At 42.4% G+C, this 19411-nt stretch carries 12 protein-coding genes; 2 read left to right on the plus strand and 10 right to left on the minus strand.

Going from position 1 to position 19411, the window contains the following annotated elements:
* Positions 1 to 27: 27 nt before the first annotated feature.
* Both SJI19_RS16860 and SJI19_RS16865 read left to right on the plus strand, forming a co-directional pair.
* Positions 28 to 513 carry a lytic transglycosylase domain-containing protein gene (locus tag SJI19_RS16860; RefSeq protein WP_323479438.1) on the plus strand — a complete coding sequence of 162 codons (486 nt, stop codon included), beginning with the start codon at positions 28 to 30 and terminating at the stop codon, positions 511 to 513.
* A complete protein-coding gene (locus SJI19_RS16865; protein WP_323479439.1) occupies positions 500 to 1318 on the plus strand; it encodes an A24 family peptidase in 819 nt (272 codons plus the stop codon). Before SJI19_RS16860 ends, SJI19_RS16865 begins: the two co-directional genes overlap by 14 nt.
* A gap of 47 nt (positions 1319 to 1365) precedes the next feature.
* Here the strand turns inward: SJI19_RS16865 and SJI19_RS16870 are convergent, their stop codons facing one another.
* From SJI19_RS16870 to SJI19_RS16915, 10 genes are all read right to left on the minus strand, one after another.
* Positions 1366 to 2925 (minus strand): hypothetical protein, encoded by a 1560-nt coding sequence (locus tag SJI19_RS16870; RefSeq protein ID WP_323479440.1) that lies wholly within the window; start codon positions 2923 to 2925, stop codon positions 1366 to 1368.
* A gap of 58 nt (positions 2926 to 2983) precedes the next feature.
* Positions 2984 to 4099 (minus strand): M23 family metallopeptidase, encoded by a 1116-nt coding sequence (locus SJI19_RS16875; protein ID WP_323479441.1) that lies wholly within the window; start codon positions 4097 to 4099, stop codon positions 2984 to 2986.
* Positions 4099 to 5253 (minus strand): hypothetical protein, encoded by a 1155-nt coding sequence (locus SJI19_RS16880; protein WP_323479442.1) that lies wholly within the window; start codon positions 5251 to 5253, stop codon positions 4099 to 4101. Before SJI19_RS16880 ends, SJI19_RS16875 begins: the two co-directional genes overlap by 1 nt.
* On the minus strand, positions 5254 to 6396 hold the full coding sequence (locus SJI19_RS16885) for a hypothetical protein (RefSeq protein WP_323479443.1): 1143 nt from the start codon (positions 6394 to 6396) through the stop codon (positions 5254 to 5256).
* Positions 6396 to 7160 carry a hypothetical protein gene (locus SJI19_RS16890; RefSeq protein WP_323479444.1) on the minus strand — a complete coding sequence of 255 codons (765 nt, stop codon included), beginning with the start codon at positions 7158 to 7160 and terminating at the stop codon, positions 6396 to 6398. The genes SJI19_RS16885 and SJI19_RS16890 overlap by 1 nt, the downstream gene beginning before the upstream one ends.
* Entirely contained in the window at positions 7157 to 7864 is a 708-nt protein-coding gene (locus SJI19_RS16895) for a hypothetical protein (RefSeq protein WP_323479445.1), read from the minus strand. Before SJI19_RS16895 ends, SJI19_RS16890 begins: the two co-directional genes overlap by 4 nt.
* Positions 7861 to 8379, minus strand: a complete 519-nt coding sequence (locus SJI19_RS16900; RefSeq protein WP_323479446.1) for a hypothetical protein — start codon at positions 8377 to 8379, stop codon at positions 7861 to 7863. The genes SJI19_RS16895 and SJI19_RS16900 overlap by 4 nt, the downstream gene beginning before the upstream one ends.
* Positions 8380 to 8445: 66 nt before the next feature.
* A complete protein-coding gene (locus tag SJI19_RS16905; protein WP_323479447.1) occupies positions 8446 to 14754 on the minus strand; it encodes a strawberry notch C-terminal domain-containing protein in 6309 nt (2102 codons plus the stop codon).
* Positions 14755 to 14846: 92 nt separating this feature from the next.
* Positions 14847 to 16115, minus strand: coding sequence for a hypothetical protein (locus tag SJI19_RS16910; RefSeq protein ID WP_323479448.1), 1269 nt, complete (start codon positions 16113 to 16115; stop codon positions 14847 to 14849).
* A gap of 275 nt (positions 16116 to 16390) precedes the next feature.
* Positions 16391 to 17449 (minus strand): replication initiation protein, encoded by a 1059-nt coding sequence (locus SJI19_RS16915; protein ID WP_323479449.1) that lies wholly within the window; start codon positions 17447 to 17449, stop codon positions 16391 to 16393.
* Between the last annotated feature and the right edge of the window lie 1962 nt (positions 17450 to 19411).

Raw genomic sequence — 19411 nt, forward strand, 5'->3', positions numbered from 1 at the left:
AAATAAACTAATTTTTCGGAGATTTATATGGATGGTTTACCACCGCTTTCTAATGCTCAGATTGAGCATATGCGACAGCTCGAACCCTGCGTAAAAATGGCCTCGGAACGCTATCGAATAAATACTGAAATATTCAGAGCAATAGTTCTGACCGAATACACTAAGCCAGGACAGGTTGTCAAAAACAAGAACGGATCTGTTGACATGAGTGTGGCGGGAATTAATTCAATTCATCTCCCTGAACTCAAAAAATTCCACATTGACAGAGATGTTTTGGTTAACAACACCTGCGTAAACCTGATGGTAGGTGCCTGGATACTTGCTCAAAGAATGGCTGAAGTCAATACAAACGATCCAAAGCAGCTCTGGAGGGCAATTGGCGCTTATAACTCTAAAACAGAGAAATGGAATTTTATTTACCAGAGACTCGTCTGGAATAATATTCAACGCTTGCGCATCTATTATCCTCAAATAAATTACACCTTTAAGGATATGAAAATTGCATCTAACTAAACGATGTTTTGAGTTCACATTATCATCCTTGCTAATTATAAGCCTGGGTGTAACTGTTGATTTTTATTCTGGTGCATTCTTAAACAATAGCATCTTTTTTTTTGTATCAGTTATATATGCATTCATATCACTACCGCTTATGGCAATGACTATGTATTATTTCCCCAAAAAAATAATTATTGAACATATAAATTATTGTAAAAAATTTCTTGGACTAGATAAAAAATTAATAAAAAATATTTCCACCTTCCCCACTGATGACTACATTGTCAATTTTTTTACTTTATTCATATTTTCTGGTATCGCATCTGTATTAGTTGCAATAATTATTATCTTTTCTTTTATTAATTTGCCATTTGAAGTAAAATTAATTTATTTAACATTTTCCCAAACCCTTATTGTGTTGGCTTGGATTGATTTCAAGAACTTCATGATTCCTGAAGAAATAACACTTCCGTTAATGATTATCGGATTAACCATTTCAGTTACAGAATTATCTCCAGTGACTATAAATGATTCTGTAAAAGGTTTTTTATTCCCAGCACTAATTGTTGTCTGTATGAAAACCATAAAAATGCTAGCAGAAGTCTTTAGAGTTTTCCCAGACAAAGAATTTATCGGCATGGGGGATATTTACTTACTTTCCGTGTGTGGTGCCTGGCTGGGAATGTCACGAATGGTTTATATGATGATGTATATTTTAAGCTTTTCTCTAATATATGCAGTCATACTCAGAACAAGAAAGATTCCCCTGGCAGTTCCGATATGTCTTTCATCAGCAACAATTCTGCTAACTCAATTTTAAATTGAGTATTGAGAAAGGGGCGACGTTAGCCCCTTTCAATAAATTATTTATGGTGATGGAGCGTTTTCTGACTCTTGTCCTTTTGATGAAGTAAATCTGCTGATAGCTTCCCGGATTTTCTCAACAATTTCTTTGATACGCATTTTGAACTCTTCCAGTTTAGAGAACATATCTTCTCCTGGCGGTGCGTCTGCTACAACTTCTTCCATCTGCTCTCGCTGTTTTTCCAATTCAGAATCAATGTGTTCAGACGCATCATGATCAACAACTCTTTGCTGCTTATCTTTCAACACCTGGTAGGTTTCAATCCACTCGTCCAGATTATTGTCTGCGGTTTTCAGCGTATCTTTCAGCTCTGTATCATTTTCAACGGCATTCTGAATGGTTTCGCGAATGTAAGCATATTCTGGATCGTGAGATATTTTCTGATTCATCTCTGTTACGCTTATACCATTTTCTCGCGCCAGAGCCTCAATTTGCGATTTAATTGGTTTAACTTTTTCATGCGCCCAGAAAGTATCAATACTTTCACGATATGCATCACGTCGGGCTTCCATTTGACCGAACAGGAAGTTGTCTGGTGATTTTGATGGGCTTGGAAGTGAATAAATTATTGGCGAATCACTCTCAGAAAAATCCCGTTCAGACTTATTCCCCTCCACATCTGCTATGGGTTGTGTCGCTTCAGCCTCAGGTGAATCAGCTTTAGGATGCGATGGCGTCTGATTTTGCAGACCGCTACTGACAGACTTCATAAACGTCCCTGCTCTGTTAGCTAGTACGCCCGTCAGCGCAGCACCACCTCCTATAAGGGAGGCAATCCCTCCAGCAAGATGATCAACACCATTACGCACGTCTGCCATATTCTTACGATAGGTTCCCTGCGGCGCGGGAGCACCTCCCGAGCCGCCGAGAGTGAAACGCTGATGTGGCTCACCGCCATCCATGGGATCAACGTCGACATTCTCGAAATGCAGTGTCCGACTACCTGGAGGGAATGATTGTCCCTGATTTTTATAGACTGTCTGCGGATCGTCTGCTTCATTTGCTAAATCGCGCAACGTCTCTGTTCGAACATGTGCATTTTTATCGGAAAGTTTGACTTCCTCAAAATGCTCGTTTACTGAATCTGCCTTATTAAAGTCGCTGGAATCACGCTCAATTTTGTCCTTTAACTGGTTTGTGATCGTAATAGTTTCACCTGACTCAAGAAATAATGGCGACACCTTATCACTGGACAGCGAGAAATTTTGATTAAAATTTTCAAATTCGGCGTTATTTGCAATATTAGAGAAGTGTGCAATAACATGAACAATTGATACATTCTGATAAACAAGCTGTTCTTTTTGAAAAATACCATATTCCTGTGCAGCTTCCAGCTCGTCTACCACTTCCCATTCATCAGATTCGTTTTTTTTAAGGCCTCCAACAGAAAGATTTGCTTCACCACTCCCATCGTATATAGGGATATCTTTTTCTTTTAATACTTCTTCGATGTTGATTTCTGGAGTCGAAAGCGGTCGTGCCGAATTGACTTCAATTTCATTTTCTTTCGGTGTAAAAACGGGAATATCAAAATCATCATTCAGATCGTCTGAGTAACTCATAACCACCCCCTTTCAGCTATTTTAGATTAACAAAGATGATTATAATATTTAGTAGGCATCACTTGATAGCATTAATAGTATTATTAACACTCGCTTTTTTCATATCCTGACTGACTTTCTCTTTCATTCCATTTAATTGATTTGATGTCAGTAATGCCATTAACCCTTCAATGCGATCTTTCTTTTTCATTATTTGATTATCAATATAATTTTCAAGCCCCTGCGCTCGTACATAATCAAGAATGAGCGCCCGCTGCCCCACACGCGTTAGTTCTGTATTCCAGTCTGAATCAGTAAACCGACGGTATGCCTCTGTCTGCATCATTTCTGATGCAGACAGAGTGCTGTACTTTCCAATAGGTGGCTCTGGAAGCGCACCATATACCCCACTGTCCTCAACAAACGCCGCCGTACTTTCCCCGCTTGCCTGCGCTTTGAGCGCATCGCTGTTACCCGCTGCGATTTGCACATCATCAGCACCATCAACAGGTGTGCCCCCGTCTAGCGCGGAACCAAATAGGATCGCATACTGTGATTTTGTGTCCCCACCAAGAATCTTGGCATCTTCAGGATGACCGTCATTAATCGTAAACGTCTGGCAAAAATGCGGAGACGGATCGGTTTTATAGCCAATGCCCGACTGGAATTTAACAGTGTTAGAAAGGGAAGCTGGATCGAAAGTCCCCCTCAACGCCTGAGGGTTAAATGCCTTTGCCCGGACATCATTTTTATCAGACGACCCATAGGTCAAATGCAGATGTTTAGCCATCGATGTAGAGGGGGTATTCCCCGAAACACCCACCTGCTGCCCAGCTGTGATTTTTTCACCCATATGCACGTTTACCGCACTCAAATGATAAAATGCGATGATATCTTTATTACTCAGTTGCATTAGCACACCATTACCGGCTGAACCGCGAGCACCTGCGTAAACAACGGTTGCATCGCCGGGAGCCTTAACCGGCTTTGACACGCCGCTGGTTGAGAAATCCAGGCCGTCATGCATATGCGCGTTCTGGTTAGCAGACCCGAAGTTATCGGCCCCGCCGCCACGAGATTTACCAAATCGACCCGAGACAATTTCAGCATCGGTTGGAGGCATGAGACAGCTATCCGCAAGAGCATTAAAGCTGGCCATAAAACACAGCGCGACGAAGGGGAGAGAGCGTTTCATCACTGGATCACCGATTGCGTTGTAGTCGTTTGCGCACGCTGGCTGGAAAATTCCGTCTGTTTAACCTGGGCCTGAGCCTGCAAGGCGGTCAGTGCTGCAAGCTGCGCTTCCATGACTTCATACTGTTTGTACAAACGTGCTTTTTGAGCCAGCTCAAGGGATTTCACCTTCAAAACTTCAACAATCACCCCGCGTTCATTCTGAGAAACCAGTGAGCGAGTCCAGGCGGTGTAGCCATCACTGTTACCGCTATAACGTTTTACTTCTTTGTCCATCAACTGGGACATTGGAAGCTCTTTGCCCGTTTCTGTGCCATCAATCCCTGAACTGTCAATCTGAATATCTTTCAGCGCGGTAAGCGCCGGTGATACAAGCGCATCGCGCCGGTTCTTATCAAGGATGTAAGACTGCGCGTCTGCTGATTTTGAAGATGCAGCTGGCAGCGGCTGATCTGGTATACCGGCAAGATTATTGATAAAGGCATTTTTAGCGACGTACTGATCGCTTCCTTCCATAGCTGGGGTAAAGAGCGTCGCTACATTGGTATCAGCGCCCGGTAACGTCCCTTCAGATTTACACATTCCAGACGCTACTTCATCAGCGGTACAATATGCCTGATGCCGTGTTGTGAATACGTTTCGCGCATCAACCACAGAGGCATATTTGCCTGGCCCCGAGTCAATTTCCGTTCTCACCCGTTTCGTAAGTTCAGACGACAAATCAGCGTTTCGTGACGCAATGAGATTACGTCCTGCCATGATTTTGCAGGGATTATACCCCTGCCCAAACTCACCACCATAATCGAAGCGTGCTTTCTTCAGGCGCTCAGCTGTGGAAATGTCATTAAGACCCTGAGCCACCATTTTGGTGGAATTCAGTGTTGCCTCGGATACCTGGTTGGCACTCAATGCTTTCTGCTTTGTCATAACGGCAATTGCGGATGACAGACGCTGACTTTGCATTAACAAAATTGACGACAATGAAGCATCCATTGATACAATCGAACCTTTAATACTGGCAATCGCTGCCTGAAACGCAGGCGCTACGGTATTTTCCTGATACTGTGGAGGGCAATATGCATACGCCACACATGATGCCAGTGAAATAATAACCCCTGCGGAAACTCTGGATCTGAGACTTGCTTTTTTGGTCATTTATTTCACCTGCTGCATGGCTGAGGCAGAATTCATCCTCATTGCTTTATTATCGAGATTGGCTTTTAAAGGCTCTGCCATGAGTAATTCCTGAGCCGCCAAGTTAGCAATGATCCGTTGATTTTGCTCAAACTGTTTTTGGTTGATCCATGCATTTGTACCCTCCATTTTCGCTAGTTCAACGAGCAAACCGCGAGGCTGTTGTCTGGTAAGCGTTGCGGCCCATTGCAGCGCTTCCTTGCCTCCAAAATACTGATTTACCCTCATCTGGAGCATTTCATTAGGGGATTTATTGTCATAATCAGGACTACCGGTATTCGCCTGGGCAATCATATTTAGGGAATAGGCCGGTATGGATAAGAAGGCATCCTTACGTGCTTTGGATAACATATAGGTCTGCCCGGATTGCGATTTACCTGCCTTACTTGTGATTATCTGGTCAGGTGCGCCTAGAACATTTTCGATATAAGACGTTCTTGCTTGATCGACAATCGAATCTGGTGCTGCGGATTCAAAAAGCGTGGCAGCGTTAGTGTCACCACCCGGTAACGAAGAGGCTGTACATAATCCGGCTTTTTCTTCACTCGGCGTACAGAATTTGTCGCGATGTGTTTTAAGACGGTTCTGCATGGCATCATTCGTCGATGCAACCAGGTTACCACCGTACATTTCGGATCGGCGCATACGGGTTTTAACAACCTGAGGCAAACCATCCCATGCATGATCGAGGGATTTGTTTTTATAGAGCACGATACAAGGCTGATACCCCTGACCGGTACTGCCGCTATAATCAAGCACGGCCTTAACAACCTGGTCATTAGTGTTCTGCGTTGTAGTCGCGTTTAGCAATTGCTGCGCTGCCTGCATTGTCGTATCCGATATCTGGCTTGACGCAAGCGCTTCCTGTTTTGTGGAAACGGCTACAGCTGAGATGAGCTGTTCAAAGGTGGTTGTTAACTGACTACCAAAAGACGCTGTAAACGACGCTATATCAGAATTTGCAGAAGCCACTAACTGAGAAATTTGCGACTGAGTCCACATTTCTGCGGGGCCAAAACCATAAAGAGCAGCCCCGCCTGCCGATGTCAGGCTCAGCCCGATAGCAATGGATATAACCCGTTGAGATTTAGTAAGTTTTGCCATTATTTTACCGCCTCTATCTCAGGAATCCGGCGGTCTGTAAGCTGTCCAATCAAACTGTTAGCCACCATTGAATTGATAGCCGAGGACTGCATTTGAGCCAAAGTTGCTGACTGACATGCCGCACTTGTGCAGTCTTGCGAAGTAGCAATACGCTCGTCCGTTATATTTGAGACGTAGGCGTACCCCGCTAATTCTGCTTCAGGTGAAAGCGTTTCCTGATTAAACGCACCGGCATAATCGCTATCCCATGCCTGCATACCGTTAGCTTTCAGCTCACAAGCTCCAGCTGTTGCCTCGGATGCACTGCAATAGGTATCGTGATGAATGCTCAGACGCTCTGCATCTGCTTCGCTCTGTGCCGTATATCGGCGTGTCGCATAATTCTGCATGAGAACAAGCTGGTTTTTAGACGACAGCTCGCTTGCCTGAATAGCGTAAGAATTTTGCATATGAGCCTGGCAGCCATTTGAGGAAGCCTGCCCGGTAGAAGCGTCAAAGTTTGTATAGGCATCTACCACCCGGTTCGACATCTGCATAGCTCCCCGTGCAGTAGAGAGCGTTTTTAATGAGTTAGCCACTGCCAACGATTGCTGATTTGCCGCAACTGCTGCCTGTTTTGTGGCAACAGCGATTGCACTCATCCCTTGCTGCATAGTGTTTACCAGCTCAGTGACTGATAACCAGCTTGCTGCATATGAGAATGACGGAGAAAAAAATGCAACGACGACAGGACAAATAATCAATTTATTTCTAATCGTCGTCATTTAATTAGCCCTGATAATGAGGTCACATATGAACTGCCAGATGAACTACTGCTATCAGAAGCTGACGTTGATGGCGATGTTGCTGAGCTAACAGGCGCTGCTGAAGATGTAGAAGAGGAAACACTGGATTGCGTCGAATTGAACGGGTTAACATCAACCGAATAGTTGTTTGTGTTGCCCGTGTGATATTCTTTGGCAATGTCTGGATCAACTGATGACAGCCCCGAGCCTACAGCACTGTCTGCAAACGAAGAATACCCTTTAACTTTTGTGATCGCCTGGTTCACAGGCGTAGTGACAAGCGATGACACTTGCGAAACGGCGGTACATACCTTTTTAGCAGCAAATTTTACGACTGCGTCCTGCGCAGAAGCAATAATGCTGCCTAATGAGGGGATTGCAAAAGAAAGGTCGAAAAGGCTGCTTGCACCGGAAAAACAGTCAGAATTGACATCGAACAAAGACTCAACATTAGGTGTAGCAGCGGCTAATGCAGTATGTGCGTTGATCGCATCTTTAATGGCAGCACCGATGGTTCCAGCCACATCACCGGTCGCACAGGTGGCGGCTTCAGACTCCAGATTAGACTCCATCGCCGAGGACTGATTTGAAAGAAGTGTGTCGCTGCTAGTTGCAGCCACCACCGGAAAGGCCAGAAACAGAGCCAGTGCTAATATATTTTTATTTAATTTAGCTGATTTCATTGCACAGCACCTCTTCGCATCAGGCGGTTGATATATTCATACCGCGATTTTGAAAACACTTTTTCAAGGAGTTTGGTTCGGTCAACAACCTGTAACCGCTGAGAAATAATATGGCTGTCCGTGGATATAGCCGATTCGCTATCTTCAGAAAAACCTTCATAAAGAAATTTCTCAAGCATTTCTAAAAATAAAGGATTTACTGAACAAAGATAATTAATCAGGTAAAGGCAGCGAGATGTCTTTATATTAGAAAGCACATAAAAAACCTTTTTTGGGAAAAGATGAAGAAGCTCGCTATGTTGAGAAAATATTTTTTCTATGTCAGCAATGGCGGCTGATACAGCTTCATTATCACCCACCCCAAAATCAAAAGCCCAACGATCTACGGAATCCAGTTTATCGATGTAACGTTTGAGAGCATCGTAAACCCCCTGGTCGAAGAAGAAATCATTTATGTTTTCGGTTGATAAATTCAGACTTTTAACGTCTGAGTGATCGTTTTTAATTAATGACATAAAACCTCGAAAATAAAAAACCCGTATATATTTATTTTGATATATATACGGGCCTTTGACAATAATTTAGCCGGTCATTTTCATGTCTATTGTTGTATTATTTCGAAACTCTTTAGCTATCTGATTTTTTGATTTCAAATCTTGAAGAATATCAGCATGGTGCTCAGAAATATAAAACTTACTGATATGCGCACCACTAACCAGACGCTCCATAAATTCGTCAAGAATAACGATATCGAAAGTACACGTCATACTGTTTCTGTTACCAGATAACTTGATACCTAAACTCTCTGAAGGTGTTTTTTCGCCAATATCAAATATTCTCCCGTTGGTAATCAGGCCATTATTCGCCTGTTTTGTCCCTTTAACGAAAACATTCACATCATCAATATGATTGAGGATTACGATTCTGATACCTTCATCTGAATCTTGTTCACGTCGGTTAGTATTAAAAAACTCTATCTTCTTACTTAAACCAGGACGTTGTAAATTTGAGCGATGTTCACGCACATATTGAATTGCATCTTTAGCAGTAAATGCAATAGGCATATGCTTGATCTCATCAGGTGTAATCGCGGCTTTAATATTGACAGCACGTTTACGATTTCCATCGGCATCAGTGTACAGGATTGGATATCCAACCCCCTCTGTTGCCGCCATTTCACACGCCCGGTAAATATTACCTTCAAGAAGATTTCGGACAAGTGTCATTTCACCTTTTGGCGCTATATCAAATTCCTGAATGCGCTTGCTCACACGATCACGCAAAATAGGGGGGTATTCTTCAATAGCTTTCCCCGGCATGAAATCTGGAAGATGTGTTGAAAATTCAGCATCCATTCCTCGCAATGCAGCAAGAGACTTCTCAACCAGTTCATCCTTACCAGCGAAGGCCAGCTTTAGTCTGTATTTTGATAAAGTAAAAAGACCATCGTCATTATTGGGAAAATGGATTTCAGCGATAACACCATAAGTCTCTTCCTCAGTGTCTTTATCGAATAACTTAATGTGTTTCCCAATTTTTAATGATGTGAGAGTACTAAGGAGATAATCCGACTTTTCCAGCGCCGTTTTAGCACCATCAACGCCTTTATCCATATTACGGATTTCAAGCAATGAAGGTTTTTTATTTAACACTCTGACTGGAAGATGCTCATATACAAAGTTTTTTTGCATCAGTGAAAGTACATCTTTAAATTTATTAAGTCTTTTTGGCATATCAACCGAGCCATCTTCATCTGCGAAAATAGTGGAAATATTTCGAGCCATAAGGCCATCCAGCCATGCAAAGCGGATAGGCTCAATAAACTTCTTGTACTCAACTTTCACTAATTTGACAGGCGCATCAAAGGAACTATCCGACGCCTGAATATTACCTGAAATTAATTCTTCAGAGCTGACAACACTTGCTTTCCAGTCATGAACATCAATTTTGAAAGGATTTTTGCCTTCCTGCTCAAGCATTTCAATGGTTTCATTATAGCGGTCCCCTACTTCCCTGAGTATTTTCTCCTGCTGCTCAACCGAGATCATCATGAGGCGACCCATCAACTTGTTGATATAAGGATTTTCACTCATGTGTGCAAGTTCATCTCCTTTTTTGGGCATTTTAATATCAAGAGCATCAGCAACATCAGGGTTCTCGCGAAGGTAGGCCAGCGCAACGTTATCCCCTACTCTGTTTAATAAATCCTCATCGCCTTCAAGATTTTCATTTTCGCGGTTACTTGTTGTATTTGCGGATAATTTTCGCAGTTTACTGTTATGCATCATCGTCTGACGAGTTTCCGCTGGCAAGCCGCTTTCCACATTGGTAATGACCGGATGTACCACCTGGTCTTTACGGTTTACACGCCCCATCCATTGCAAAAAATCGGCAATGTTCGCTGCCTTTTGCAGCACGATAAAATTTCGCTGACGCGCATCAGAATCCGCAAAGCGCTTTGTTGCGTGAAGGCTGATGCCCGTAGAGCCTGAACGCGTAATCACAACACCATCATATGTTCCATTTTGGAATCCAGCGACTGCTGAGACAGCATCTGCTTTTTTATGGAAACTCACTCCCCAGCGGGTAACGCCATCGGCTACTCGAGGAACGAGTGAAACAGTACGACCAGAGACTTCAGCAAATTTATAGCCATGACGCGCCATAGTGTGCTTAATTTCATCGATAGGCGTCAGCGGGAGGCTGTATGGGAAGGCATGGATTTTCTCGCGTACACTTTCCTGTTTCTCCAAATACTCAGGATCGTTATCAGCACGTTCGGTATTCACTTCGCCATAGCGTCCACGAACCGTGATCTTAGCCAGGCGCTCCAGCATGACTTCAAGCAAATCGCTGAACTGCGGAGGCTGATCGAATATTACACTGGCGGTCGCTGAGGATATCTGTTTGGTAATTTCATATCGGCGTTGCTCTTCTTCCCCTGATAATTCTCCTTTGTTGTCCAGCTGATCCAGCTCATCCTCCAAGAAGTCAGTGCCTGAACTGATTGCGATCATCGCACGCAAAAGAGACTCGCCAGTATTTTCAACAGCGATAACCGGTTTCTGACCATTGTTTATTGCGGTAAGTGACGCCTGTATTGCGCTTTCAGTCTTAACAGCCAGAAGGAACTGACGGGTAATATTGTAAAGACGGGAAGAAAAATTCATCGAGCTGGCATTCATACGATTGCCAGTGCGCAGTGCTTCCGGGATATTTTCCCAGGATTCATCTTCTTCGCGGTTCATGGTATTAACAATTTTGTTTACATCCCCTGACAGATAAGACATGTCAGCAAGAATATCGGCGACATAATTCATCAATTCCCGGTTTTTATCGACCATTTCGTCAGACGGATAGAGGGTATCAAATGTCAATTTTGAAAAATCATGCTCGCGACGGATGATCGCCCCGTCGAGTGCCATATTGGTTGAAATAGCTTCCTGCAAATCTTCCCCACCTACTGCAAGGACATCAGCCAGATTCACCGTATCCACGGACGGTGGGAAGCATTTGCTGTATAATCGGAAGTTTTTAACACCCTTTATCGGCGTTGCCGATGAATAGACAACCCCGCCAGACTTACCAACGCAGTCACTGATAATGCTGGATATCTGTGATTCTCCAGCAGCGACGTGTGACTCATCAAGAAAGAGCATTGAATTTTCATTTATGACATCAAGAATTAAACCGGATTTTTTGTTTACATTCCTAGCACGAGCAAACTGTGAATAGGTTGTCATTACAAGATCAACACCATCAGGAAGTTTGCCTGAAGCCAAGGCCTGGTTAAGTTCGTTGGCTGGCGTAGCCGGGTAGAGAACCGTATCGGCGGTGCCATAAACCTTCACATCAACGCCAGTGTTAAAAATAAAAGGTTTTTTAAACAGGTGTTGGCTGTTGATATCCGTTATGTCACGGAAAATATCCGTAAACAGCTCTGGCTTAATGCTCATAAATACAGGCATTTTATCGTTCAGCTTTGCATAACGCAGAAGACCTGCAACAAACCGGCCCTTACCGATACCAGTCTGATCGGCGTTAATAATGCCAAGTCCATCTTCTACACGAGTAATGGCCAACGCGAGCGCATCAACCTGTTCTGGGCTGAAATAGCGCGGCAATTCGTCGGCGGTATACTGCAAACGCTGAGAAACAAAGTCATCAATGTCATCATGACAATCCTGAATTTTTGACAACGCCCTATAGGTCGCAGCACTCATATTAATGGGGATCATCGTGGATGGCTGACCTACCCGGCTTGCAGTCTGATAAGGAGCCTGATACTCATTAACATTGCGCAACACTGGCTTTTCAAGTACAGCCTTAACTGAAGGTTCCTGAAAAATTGCAGGCGGCTCAGATACAACGTCAGCTGTCGTTACTGTTGCTGCAACATTTTTAGGTAAACGCGAACGCGGAGCTTTAACAACCGGCTCTTTATTTGTAACAGTTGGGTTTGGTACAGAGCGGATCTTTGAAACAGGCTCTGCAACAGGTTCTATGACCTTTTCTACAATTAAGTCTGCACCTTTCTTGTATGAATCTATAAGTGTCTGAGACCAGTCCCAAAGCCCCTGATAACTGTCGATAACCGGTAATTTTTCAATCACCGGCGCTTCAACAGGATATGGACGCTTATCTCCTACAACAATGATACGAACGTTATAAGCAGACCCTGCCCTCGCATACAAACGACCATCTACTTCAACGGCACCTTCTACCTGATATAGGTCATTGATATAAGTCAGCACACTTTTAGCGGAACCTTTAACAGTACCGTCCGAACGAGCCTCATCTGCCCCCACAATGATTACCGCACGCCCCTCATTTTTACGGCTTGCCAACGCACGTAAAGCAATAAAATAATCCAGGCGCCGTACTTTTGGGAGTAAATCAAATCGTTCAGGTTGCTCCATCTGTCCAAATGGAGGATTACTGATGACGTAATCTACACCGCCACCATTTCCAAAGACCCGGTTGAAGTTTAAGCGTGTCGCATCCTCATGCATGATCGCTGCATCAGGGAATGCTAAGCGCAAGGTAGCAACACGTTTTTCGTCCAGTTCGACTATTTGTTTCTTCAGGACGGATGGAAGGCGCGTGAGTAAACCACCATTGCCACCTGTAGGCTCCAGAACAGTCGCATCAGTAGAGATAGTGTCTTTGCCGATTAACAGCAGCTGACAAACGAGCGACATTGGAAGCGGTGTTGAATATTGCTGAAGCGAAACGCTTTCAGCAGTGCGCTGACGCGCGCTCGGAAGACCAAAATAAATATTCTGACCTAGCGTGAATGCTTCTGCATCAGAAATTCCAGCCGAATGAACGGAGTAATAGCGATATGCCGCAGCCTCAATACTTTCCTGAAGCTGATGTAATTGAAGAGAACTTACTTCTTCAACATCGAAAATAAGCCTGCCAAATTTTAAAAAATCATTGTAGTTTGCACGCTGTCCCATTGCTACTCGTGCCACAAATGCCTCGCTGCACTCAGCAAGATCCTGATTACTAATGGCACGCAGAAAAAGCGACTGCTTAATAGACGCGCCACCAGAATTCTCGACGGTGACTGAAGATTTCGAGTCACGTATAAACCGCCCAAACGGAGAATCAAATACTGTATCACCAGTATGATTTACTCCGATCACTTGGTTATCTAACGTATAACGATTGATATTTAATTCAAACCGTTCGAATATTTTATTCCTGAACAAACGAGGTACGTCATCACGCAAAACTGTTTTAAGTGGGATTTTTTGCATTTTTAAGGCAGCAGCCAGAACCGATGGCTTTAAAGCTTGTTCTTTCTTGGCAAGGTAATAGATCCCTCCATCCTGCCTGAGCTGCCCTGGAATCGTGCGAAAACCTATTTCGGCAAGTTGCTCTTTTATGTCCTGCTCACCAATATAATCATCAAGATCTACGAGCATGAGACGGGATACTCCGTCAGAAAAACGTTGTTCACCAAGATAAATATTGAAGCTATCAAGATCGAGCCATTGAATCATATCTGTAGGTAACGACTTAGACGCATTCTGTTGCGCGAGATTACGTCCTAATTCCAGTTTTTTCGTTTCAATGATATCCTGGCAATAATCGCCAAACTCATTCATTAATTTAAAAGGGAAATCAAATGTTTTCTGATCTAAAGAGTATGCTTTTTTAGTAGACTGCCAAAAATTAACGATTTGCTCTGCCTTTACTGGGCTAAATTCAAATTGTTTCTCAATGAAGTTATTAATGTTATTTTTGTTTTCGTTGAGGATTTTTTCAAATGGCATTTGCAAATCATCAATGCCAATTTTATTTAGTAGTAATGCAAACATAACAGCATTTGCGACTTCATCACCTACAAACTTGCTAATTCGGGGATTGATACTGGCATGTCTGATGAAACCAGCAAAAACAGCGTTATGAACCATCCAGTCTGCGGCATCATTAAAACCTCTGACATCAGTAATTTTGTGCGAAACACCTGAATTTTCAACACTAAAACTTTCGATGTTTTCACCGATTTGCCACATTACCTTAGCCGTTGATGTTTTTAGGTTATACAGGACGAGAACTTTATCTGAGAACATCTCGCGAGCCAGCATAAGCTTCGCTGAAGTATTAACGGGAGATATTTCAAGCTCTTGTTGAAGTGAAAATGAAATTGGCTCTACAGTTAATACCAAAGAAGGATCGCGCAATCCTTCATCAGGATGAATTGAAATATTTGACTGACGGAGTCTGTCATAAAATCCAACCCAAAGAGGCCGTTTTGATAAGTAGGCATTGTATGAATAATCTTTTAAACCTTGTGGCTTCACATCGCCATTAATTTTGTTTTCGGCTTTTTGCAGGTAAATAATCGCTTCCCGCATATTTTCGTCATTAATCGCCATAGCACTACGTCCTGATCTGTTCTGTAATTAAAAGCAAAAAAAGGGGAGCAAAACGCCTCCCCTTGCCAACTATTTTCATAAATCAATTATTTTCACATTTCCGGTGCTGCATTAGCGCTTTCAGGTTCTTTTTCCGGCTCTGGGTGCTGTTGTAACGAAGTTTCTGCTTCTATTTCAATAACTGCTTCACGCGCAATGGTCGGAGAGATAAACTCTTCCAGGGTGATGTCTTTAAGAGGCTTTGGTTTTGGCCACATTTCTTCGGGTGAAGCAAACACGACGTAAGGTTCGCCATCCGGGTGGCGCATGAATGCAACAACTGTCTGGTCGTAACCTGCAACCTGGCGAATTTCATTGCTGCCTTCTGCCGAAGAGTTGATGTCATAACTCTTCAGCTGTGGTCGGAATGATTTATCTTTGAGGTAAGTTTTTCGGGAGTCAGGCCCAAAATCAAATTTTTCAAAAGAAATAATTTCTACACGCAGAGCGCCCTGTTTAACACCATGATAAATATTAAGGTCACTTGTGGCACGATTAGTGTTAAAAACGGGAACATCAAGATCCTTTAAACCTGCCACAATAGCTCGGACGGTGTCAGCCTGCTGATTAGTAAAATCACTGACGGTACTCTCTCCCGCCATCAATTTAGCAATCGTATTATCTGCATCAACCGGCTTATTAATCTCTTTACTACGCCCCATGTCATTGTCGAATACAGAGGTTTTTTCTACAGCGGGATAAAGACGAACAGTAGTTGCCACCTTTTCATTATAGATGATACGTACCGCCATAAACGGATCTCGAGCACGTTGCTGCTCATCTTTGATAGTGAGAGAGTCATGCATGAGCTGATCAATGTTTTCAGGTGTTGCTACGGCAACGCCTTTTACCATCTCCACGTAAGCCTGACCCGACCCATTTTCATTCTCACGAAGACGGATATGACCCGAACCAAAAATAACTTCTGCATTCGGATCGGTCGAAATCGTTTTACCCCAATGAGCACGATATTCGGTAACACCATGGTCAGTGCCAATTTTGATCGAGTCATCAAATGAAATTAATCTAATGTTGTTTTTCGCTTTATCCGCAATTGAGTCACGGGTATTCTCACCTGAGCGATATTGTTTTAAGATTTTTTCTTTATCAGCTTTTGGTAAGTCTGTACTGCGCTCATCAACCGTGGTCAGTCGAACTTTAACTTGCTCAGCGGGATTTTTGATTGAATGCCCAATGGCATAATGAAAACCATCATTCGGCATAAGATAGCTGTCTACACGAATAATTAAACGCTCAGGTTTAATGCGTTCAGTTTTCTGAGCCGCAGGCTTCTGATTAAAGGCATCTGGATTAAAGCTCATGCTTACCTCGAAATATAATTAACACTGTGTAATAAAAATATATAAGAGTAGAGAACATCATTCAATATATATAGATAACAGCAGTGTTATTTTTTCGCTAAGAAAACACCACAACATTAATACACGCGGCCTGACACAAATCACACATACAAAAAACGCCACTCTAGGTGACGTTTTTTGTATATAAGTAGTTTGTTTTTACCAGCTTTATATTTTAAGAACTATAACTTAAATCCAACACGATATAGATAATTCATTTATACGCCACCAACACGTCAAATTTTCGTCATTCGTCGCGAATCAAGGTGAACACTCAAGTCCTGTTTTTTTCTCTTGTCCCCAATAATTTGATAATAAGTAATGAGTTTTTCTGCATCGCGAATTGGCAGATATGCCTTATCGTCGTATTCTTTCAAATCACTCTGATACTTTTCAAGTATGGCGATACATTGACGCGCCCACTCACCTTCAGCATGAGAATCCTTTATGACTCTCGGTCGTCCGGGCAAGCGTGGACGTAAAGGTTTAGCGGTTTGCGCCTCAGTATCTGAGATAAAAACAAAAACAATACTTTGTACAGATCGACCTTTTTTAATTAGCTTGTAATTAACAGAAAGGTCAGTCTTGTTATTGATACGGTGAATCGCGGGATCAAGCATATCCCTTTTGAAAAATTTAAATTCTTTATACTTATTGTCTAAACCAGTTTTGGATTTAATATCATCTATCTCAAATGGTTCTGTTTCAAACACTCCGTCCCCACGGTTTGATTTACGCAGGCCTTTGAATTTGGACAGCCACTGATAGAGTCTCATTGAAAACGGAGTATCAAGACGGCTGACCTGCTCGAAATCAATTTTAGTAAAATTGGTCGTCAGCTCGTAAATAAGCGGCCTCAATTCTGGTGAGAAGCGAAGCTTAATTGATGAAACATCCCCTTCGGCATCATAAGCTAGACTAGTAAACCAAAGCCGTTTGGTTTTATCCATCTTCTTCTTATCTTCATTCCAGTCAAAGGTGACCAGCGGCTTCATCAAAAGTGAGTTGGCAGTATCAGCCAGGCGCTCGTGAAGTGCGTGAGTTTTGATCCCAAACGCCTCTCTGTACTCACTGACCGATACGGTAATTTCCGGCAAGAGACCATCAGGCCCAACTTCCATACGTCGATTGATTTTTTTCAAAGCGATATAAAGAAGGCGCATTTCTTCGAGGGACAGCCGATAAGCTGCATCGATCAACTTATTCGACTGTACGACAAGACCTTCATTATGACTCACGATCTTCAACTGACTTAAGCTCTTGTTCAGGGGTAAGGTATCATCATCAGATTTCATAGATATCACTGAGTTGATGTGTAAATGATGAAGCCATCATAACATTAAAGGTGATTCAATCAATAGAAAACATCACCTTTAGGAGATAATTTACTGTTAACTGTACGCCACTTCAAACAAACACCCTATTTGATGTCACCTAAGTCAGGTCATAGGTATTGATGTAGTTAGTTTATTCTTATCCAATCAAATATTAGTCATAATTTACAGTAAGATAAAAAAAATTTCTAGCATTGACTGGGTGCCTGCGGTTGCTCACAATTTATATGCTATGGCTTGAAGTGTTCCAAATAACTGATTGATATCTGGACACAAGCTCTTAAATCCATTTTCTGAAGCACTCCTAATTCTTATCACCTTTCCAGCCCTAATTGCTATCACCCTTGTATTTTTCTGTCTTCCTGCCAATCTCATTAGCGGCCTATTTGTTATCACCTTTTAGGCCTAACACATGTCACCTTTCCTACCGCATAATCGATTTCGATGCGTGAAGACAAACAGCTGTGGCAAATCACAGCGATTTGAAGATAATTAGACCTAAATGTCATCACCTGATAAATGATTTAGATAAAGTGATCACTCCAAACGAGGGCTATCAATCGCCCCTATTTGCTATCACCTTTCAGGAAATATTTTTTTAATAACTAAATAACCAATATAAACAATAACTTAATTTTCATAGGCCACGCTACACCGTCACGTCCTACTAGCTATCACCCATAAGTGAAGGATTTTATGGTTATGCAGTAAACGATTTACAATATTGGATCTGAGATCTTACAGCTAATGCCCATTTGATATCACCTTAAGACCTTTCCCCATGAAATTCGACCTATTAGCTATCACTTCAAGGCCACTTAATGAGCATGTTGCGATCAAGTGCAGACTGGACAATCATAAATGATTTATCGCAGGCTTCTCCTCCTAAATCACATCACCTTTAGCTGAAGTGACAATGTTACGGAAAGCAAAAAAATAAATTAAATATCAGAGTTATAGCAACAGAATCAGAATTTCAATAAACCTATATGTTATCACCTGAACCTATAGTTGTTTTGACGTAGCCCAAAAGCTATCACCTAATCGGTTCTAGCCAGCATGTGCAGCCAAACAAAAAAACGTAAAACGCCCTAAGACCTATCACCTAAGGCTTACTCCTCCCCTCCTAAATGCGGTCACCTTTAGGTAAAGGGCTATGGCCCTAAAGATCATCACCTTTAGAACGAACATCTATCCCAATTGCTATCACCTATGAGAGGACTAAAAACCACCCTAAATTTCATCACCTTAGTGAAAAATGACAGTCCTAATTGCTATCACCTATAATCAAGACAGTTACCCTAATTGTTATCACCAAAGGATTTTTTGCTGTCAATAAAAGTTATCCACCCCAGATCAGATCACCTATGCAACCTATTTGAGATCACCTATAACCCTAAATGACATCACCACAAAGCCTATTATTCATCACCTATCACACTCTAACTCCTTGATTCACTGGGTTGAATCCCCCCTTGAATTTAAAGAAGATCTGAATAAAAGATCTAGAAAAAATACGCTAATCGCACAGCAAGCTGTTTGATATTTTTGCTATGAATATAATCTTAAAAACAGGTCTGCCAGGCTAAGGATAACCATTAAACCGCCTCTAACGTCTTTAGGCCGTTTTTTTAACAATAAACGTGCTAGGGTAGCGATTTCAGAATAAAGCTCTCACAGAGCCTTTTAGATGGGTTATTTTAAAAAAGAGGATATTACAAAAAATGCTCACAAAACAAACAGGATCATCATTAGATCCTTTGTGAGATCCATTACAAATCTGTCTCGCTATACACTGTTAATGGAAGTAGGATCTTCACGACTTTTTCGCTAGCGATAAGGACGATCCCCATCGGTAAATTTGCCACACAGGGTGAACTCGTTTATATGGAGATCATACAACTGATACCGACCTAATTCCAG

Origin of the sequence: Acerihabitans sp. TG2, assembly GCF_035013185.1 — a bacterium.
GTDB lineage: Bacteria > Pseudomonadota > Gammaproteobacteria > Enterobacterales > Enterobacteriaceae > Acerihabitans.

What these genes read in the sequence shown, in the direction of transcription:
- SJI19_RS16885 (WP_323479443.1), bottom strand. Translation starts at nt 6,396, where the DNA reads ATGGCAAAACTTACTAAATCTCAACGGGTTATATCCATTGCTATCGGG.
- SJI19_RS16915 (WP_323479449.1), bottom strand. Translation starts at nt 17,449, where the DNA reads ATGAAATCTGATGATGATACCTTACCCCTGAACAAGAGCTTAAGTCAG.
- SJI19_RS16910 (WP_323479448.1), bottom strand. Translation starts at nt 16,115, where the DNA reads ATGAGCTTTAATCCAGATGCCTTTAATCAGAAGCCTGCGGCTCAGAAA.
- SJI19_RS16890 (WP_323479444.1), bottom strand. Translation starts at nt 7,160, where the DNA reads ATGACGACGATTAGAAATAAATTGATTATTTGTCCTGTCGTCGTTGCA.
- SJI19_RS16870 (WP_323479440.1), bottom strand. Translation starts at nt 2,925, where the DNA reads ATGAGTTACTCAGACGATCTGAATGATGATTTTGATATTCCCGTTTTT.
- SJI19_RS16875 (WP_323479441.1), bottom strand. Translation starts at nt 4,099, where the DNA reads ATGAAACGCTCTCTCCCCTTCGTCGCGCTGTGTTTTATGGCCAGCTTT.
- SJI19_RS16880 (WP_323479442.1), bottom strand. Translation starts at nt 5,253, where the DNA reads ATGACCAAAAAAGCAAGTCTCAGATCCAGAGTTTCCGCAGGGGTTATT.
- SJI19_RS16900 (WP_323479446.1), bottom strand. Translation starts at nt 8,379, where the DNA reads ATGTCATTAATTAAAAACGATCACTCAGACGTTAAAAGTCTGAATTTA.
- SJI19_RS16860 (WP_323479438.1), top strand. Translation starts at nt 28, where the DNA reads ATGGATGGTTTACCACCGCTTTCTAATGCTCAGATTGAGCATATGCGA.
- SJI19_RS16905 (WP_323479447.1), bottom strand. Translation starts at nt 14,754, where the DNA reads ATGGCGATTAATGACGAAAATATGCGGGAAGCGATTATTTACCTGCAA.
- SJI19_RS16895 (WP_323479445.1), bottom strand. Translation starts at nt 7,864, where the DNA reads ATGAAATCAGCTAAATTAAATAAAAATATATTAGCACTGGCTCTGTTT.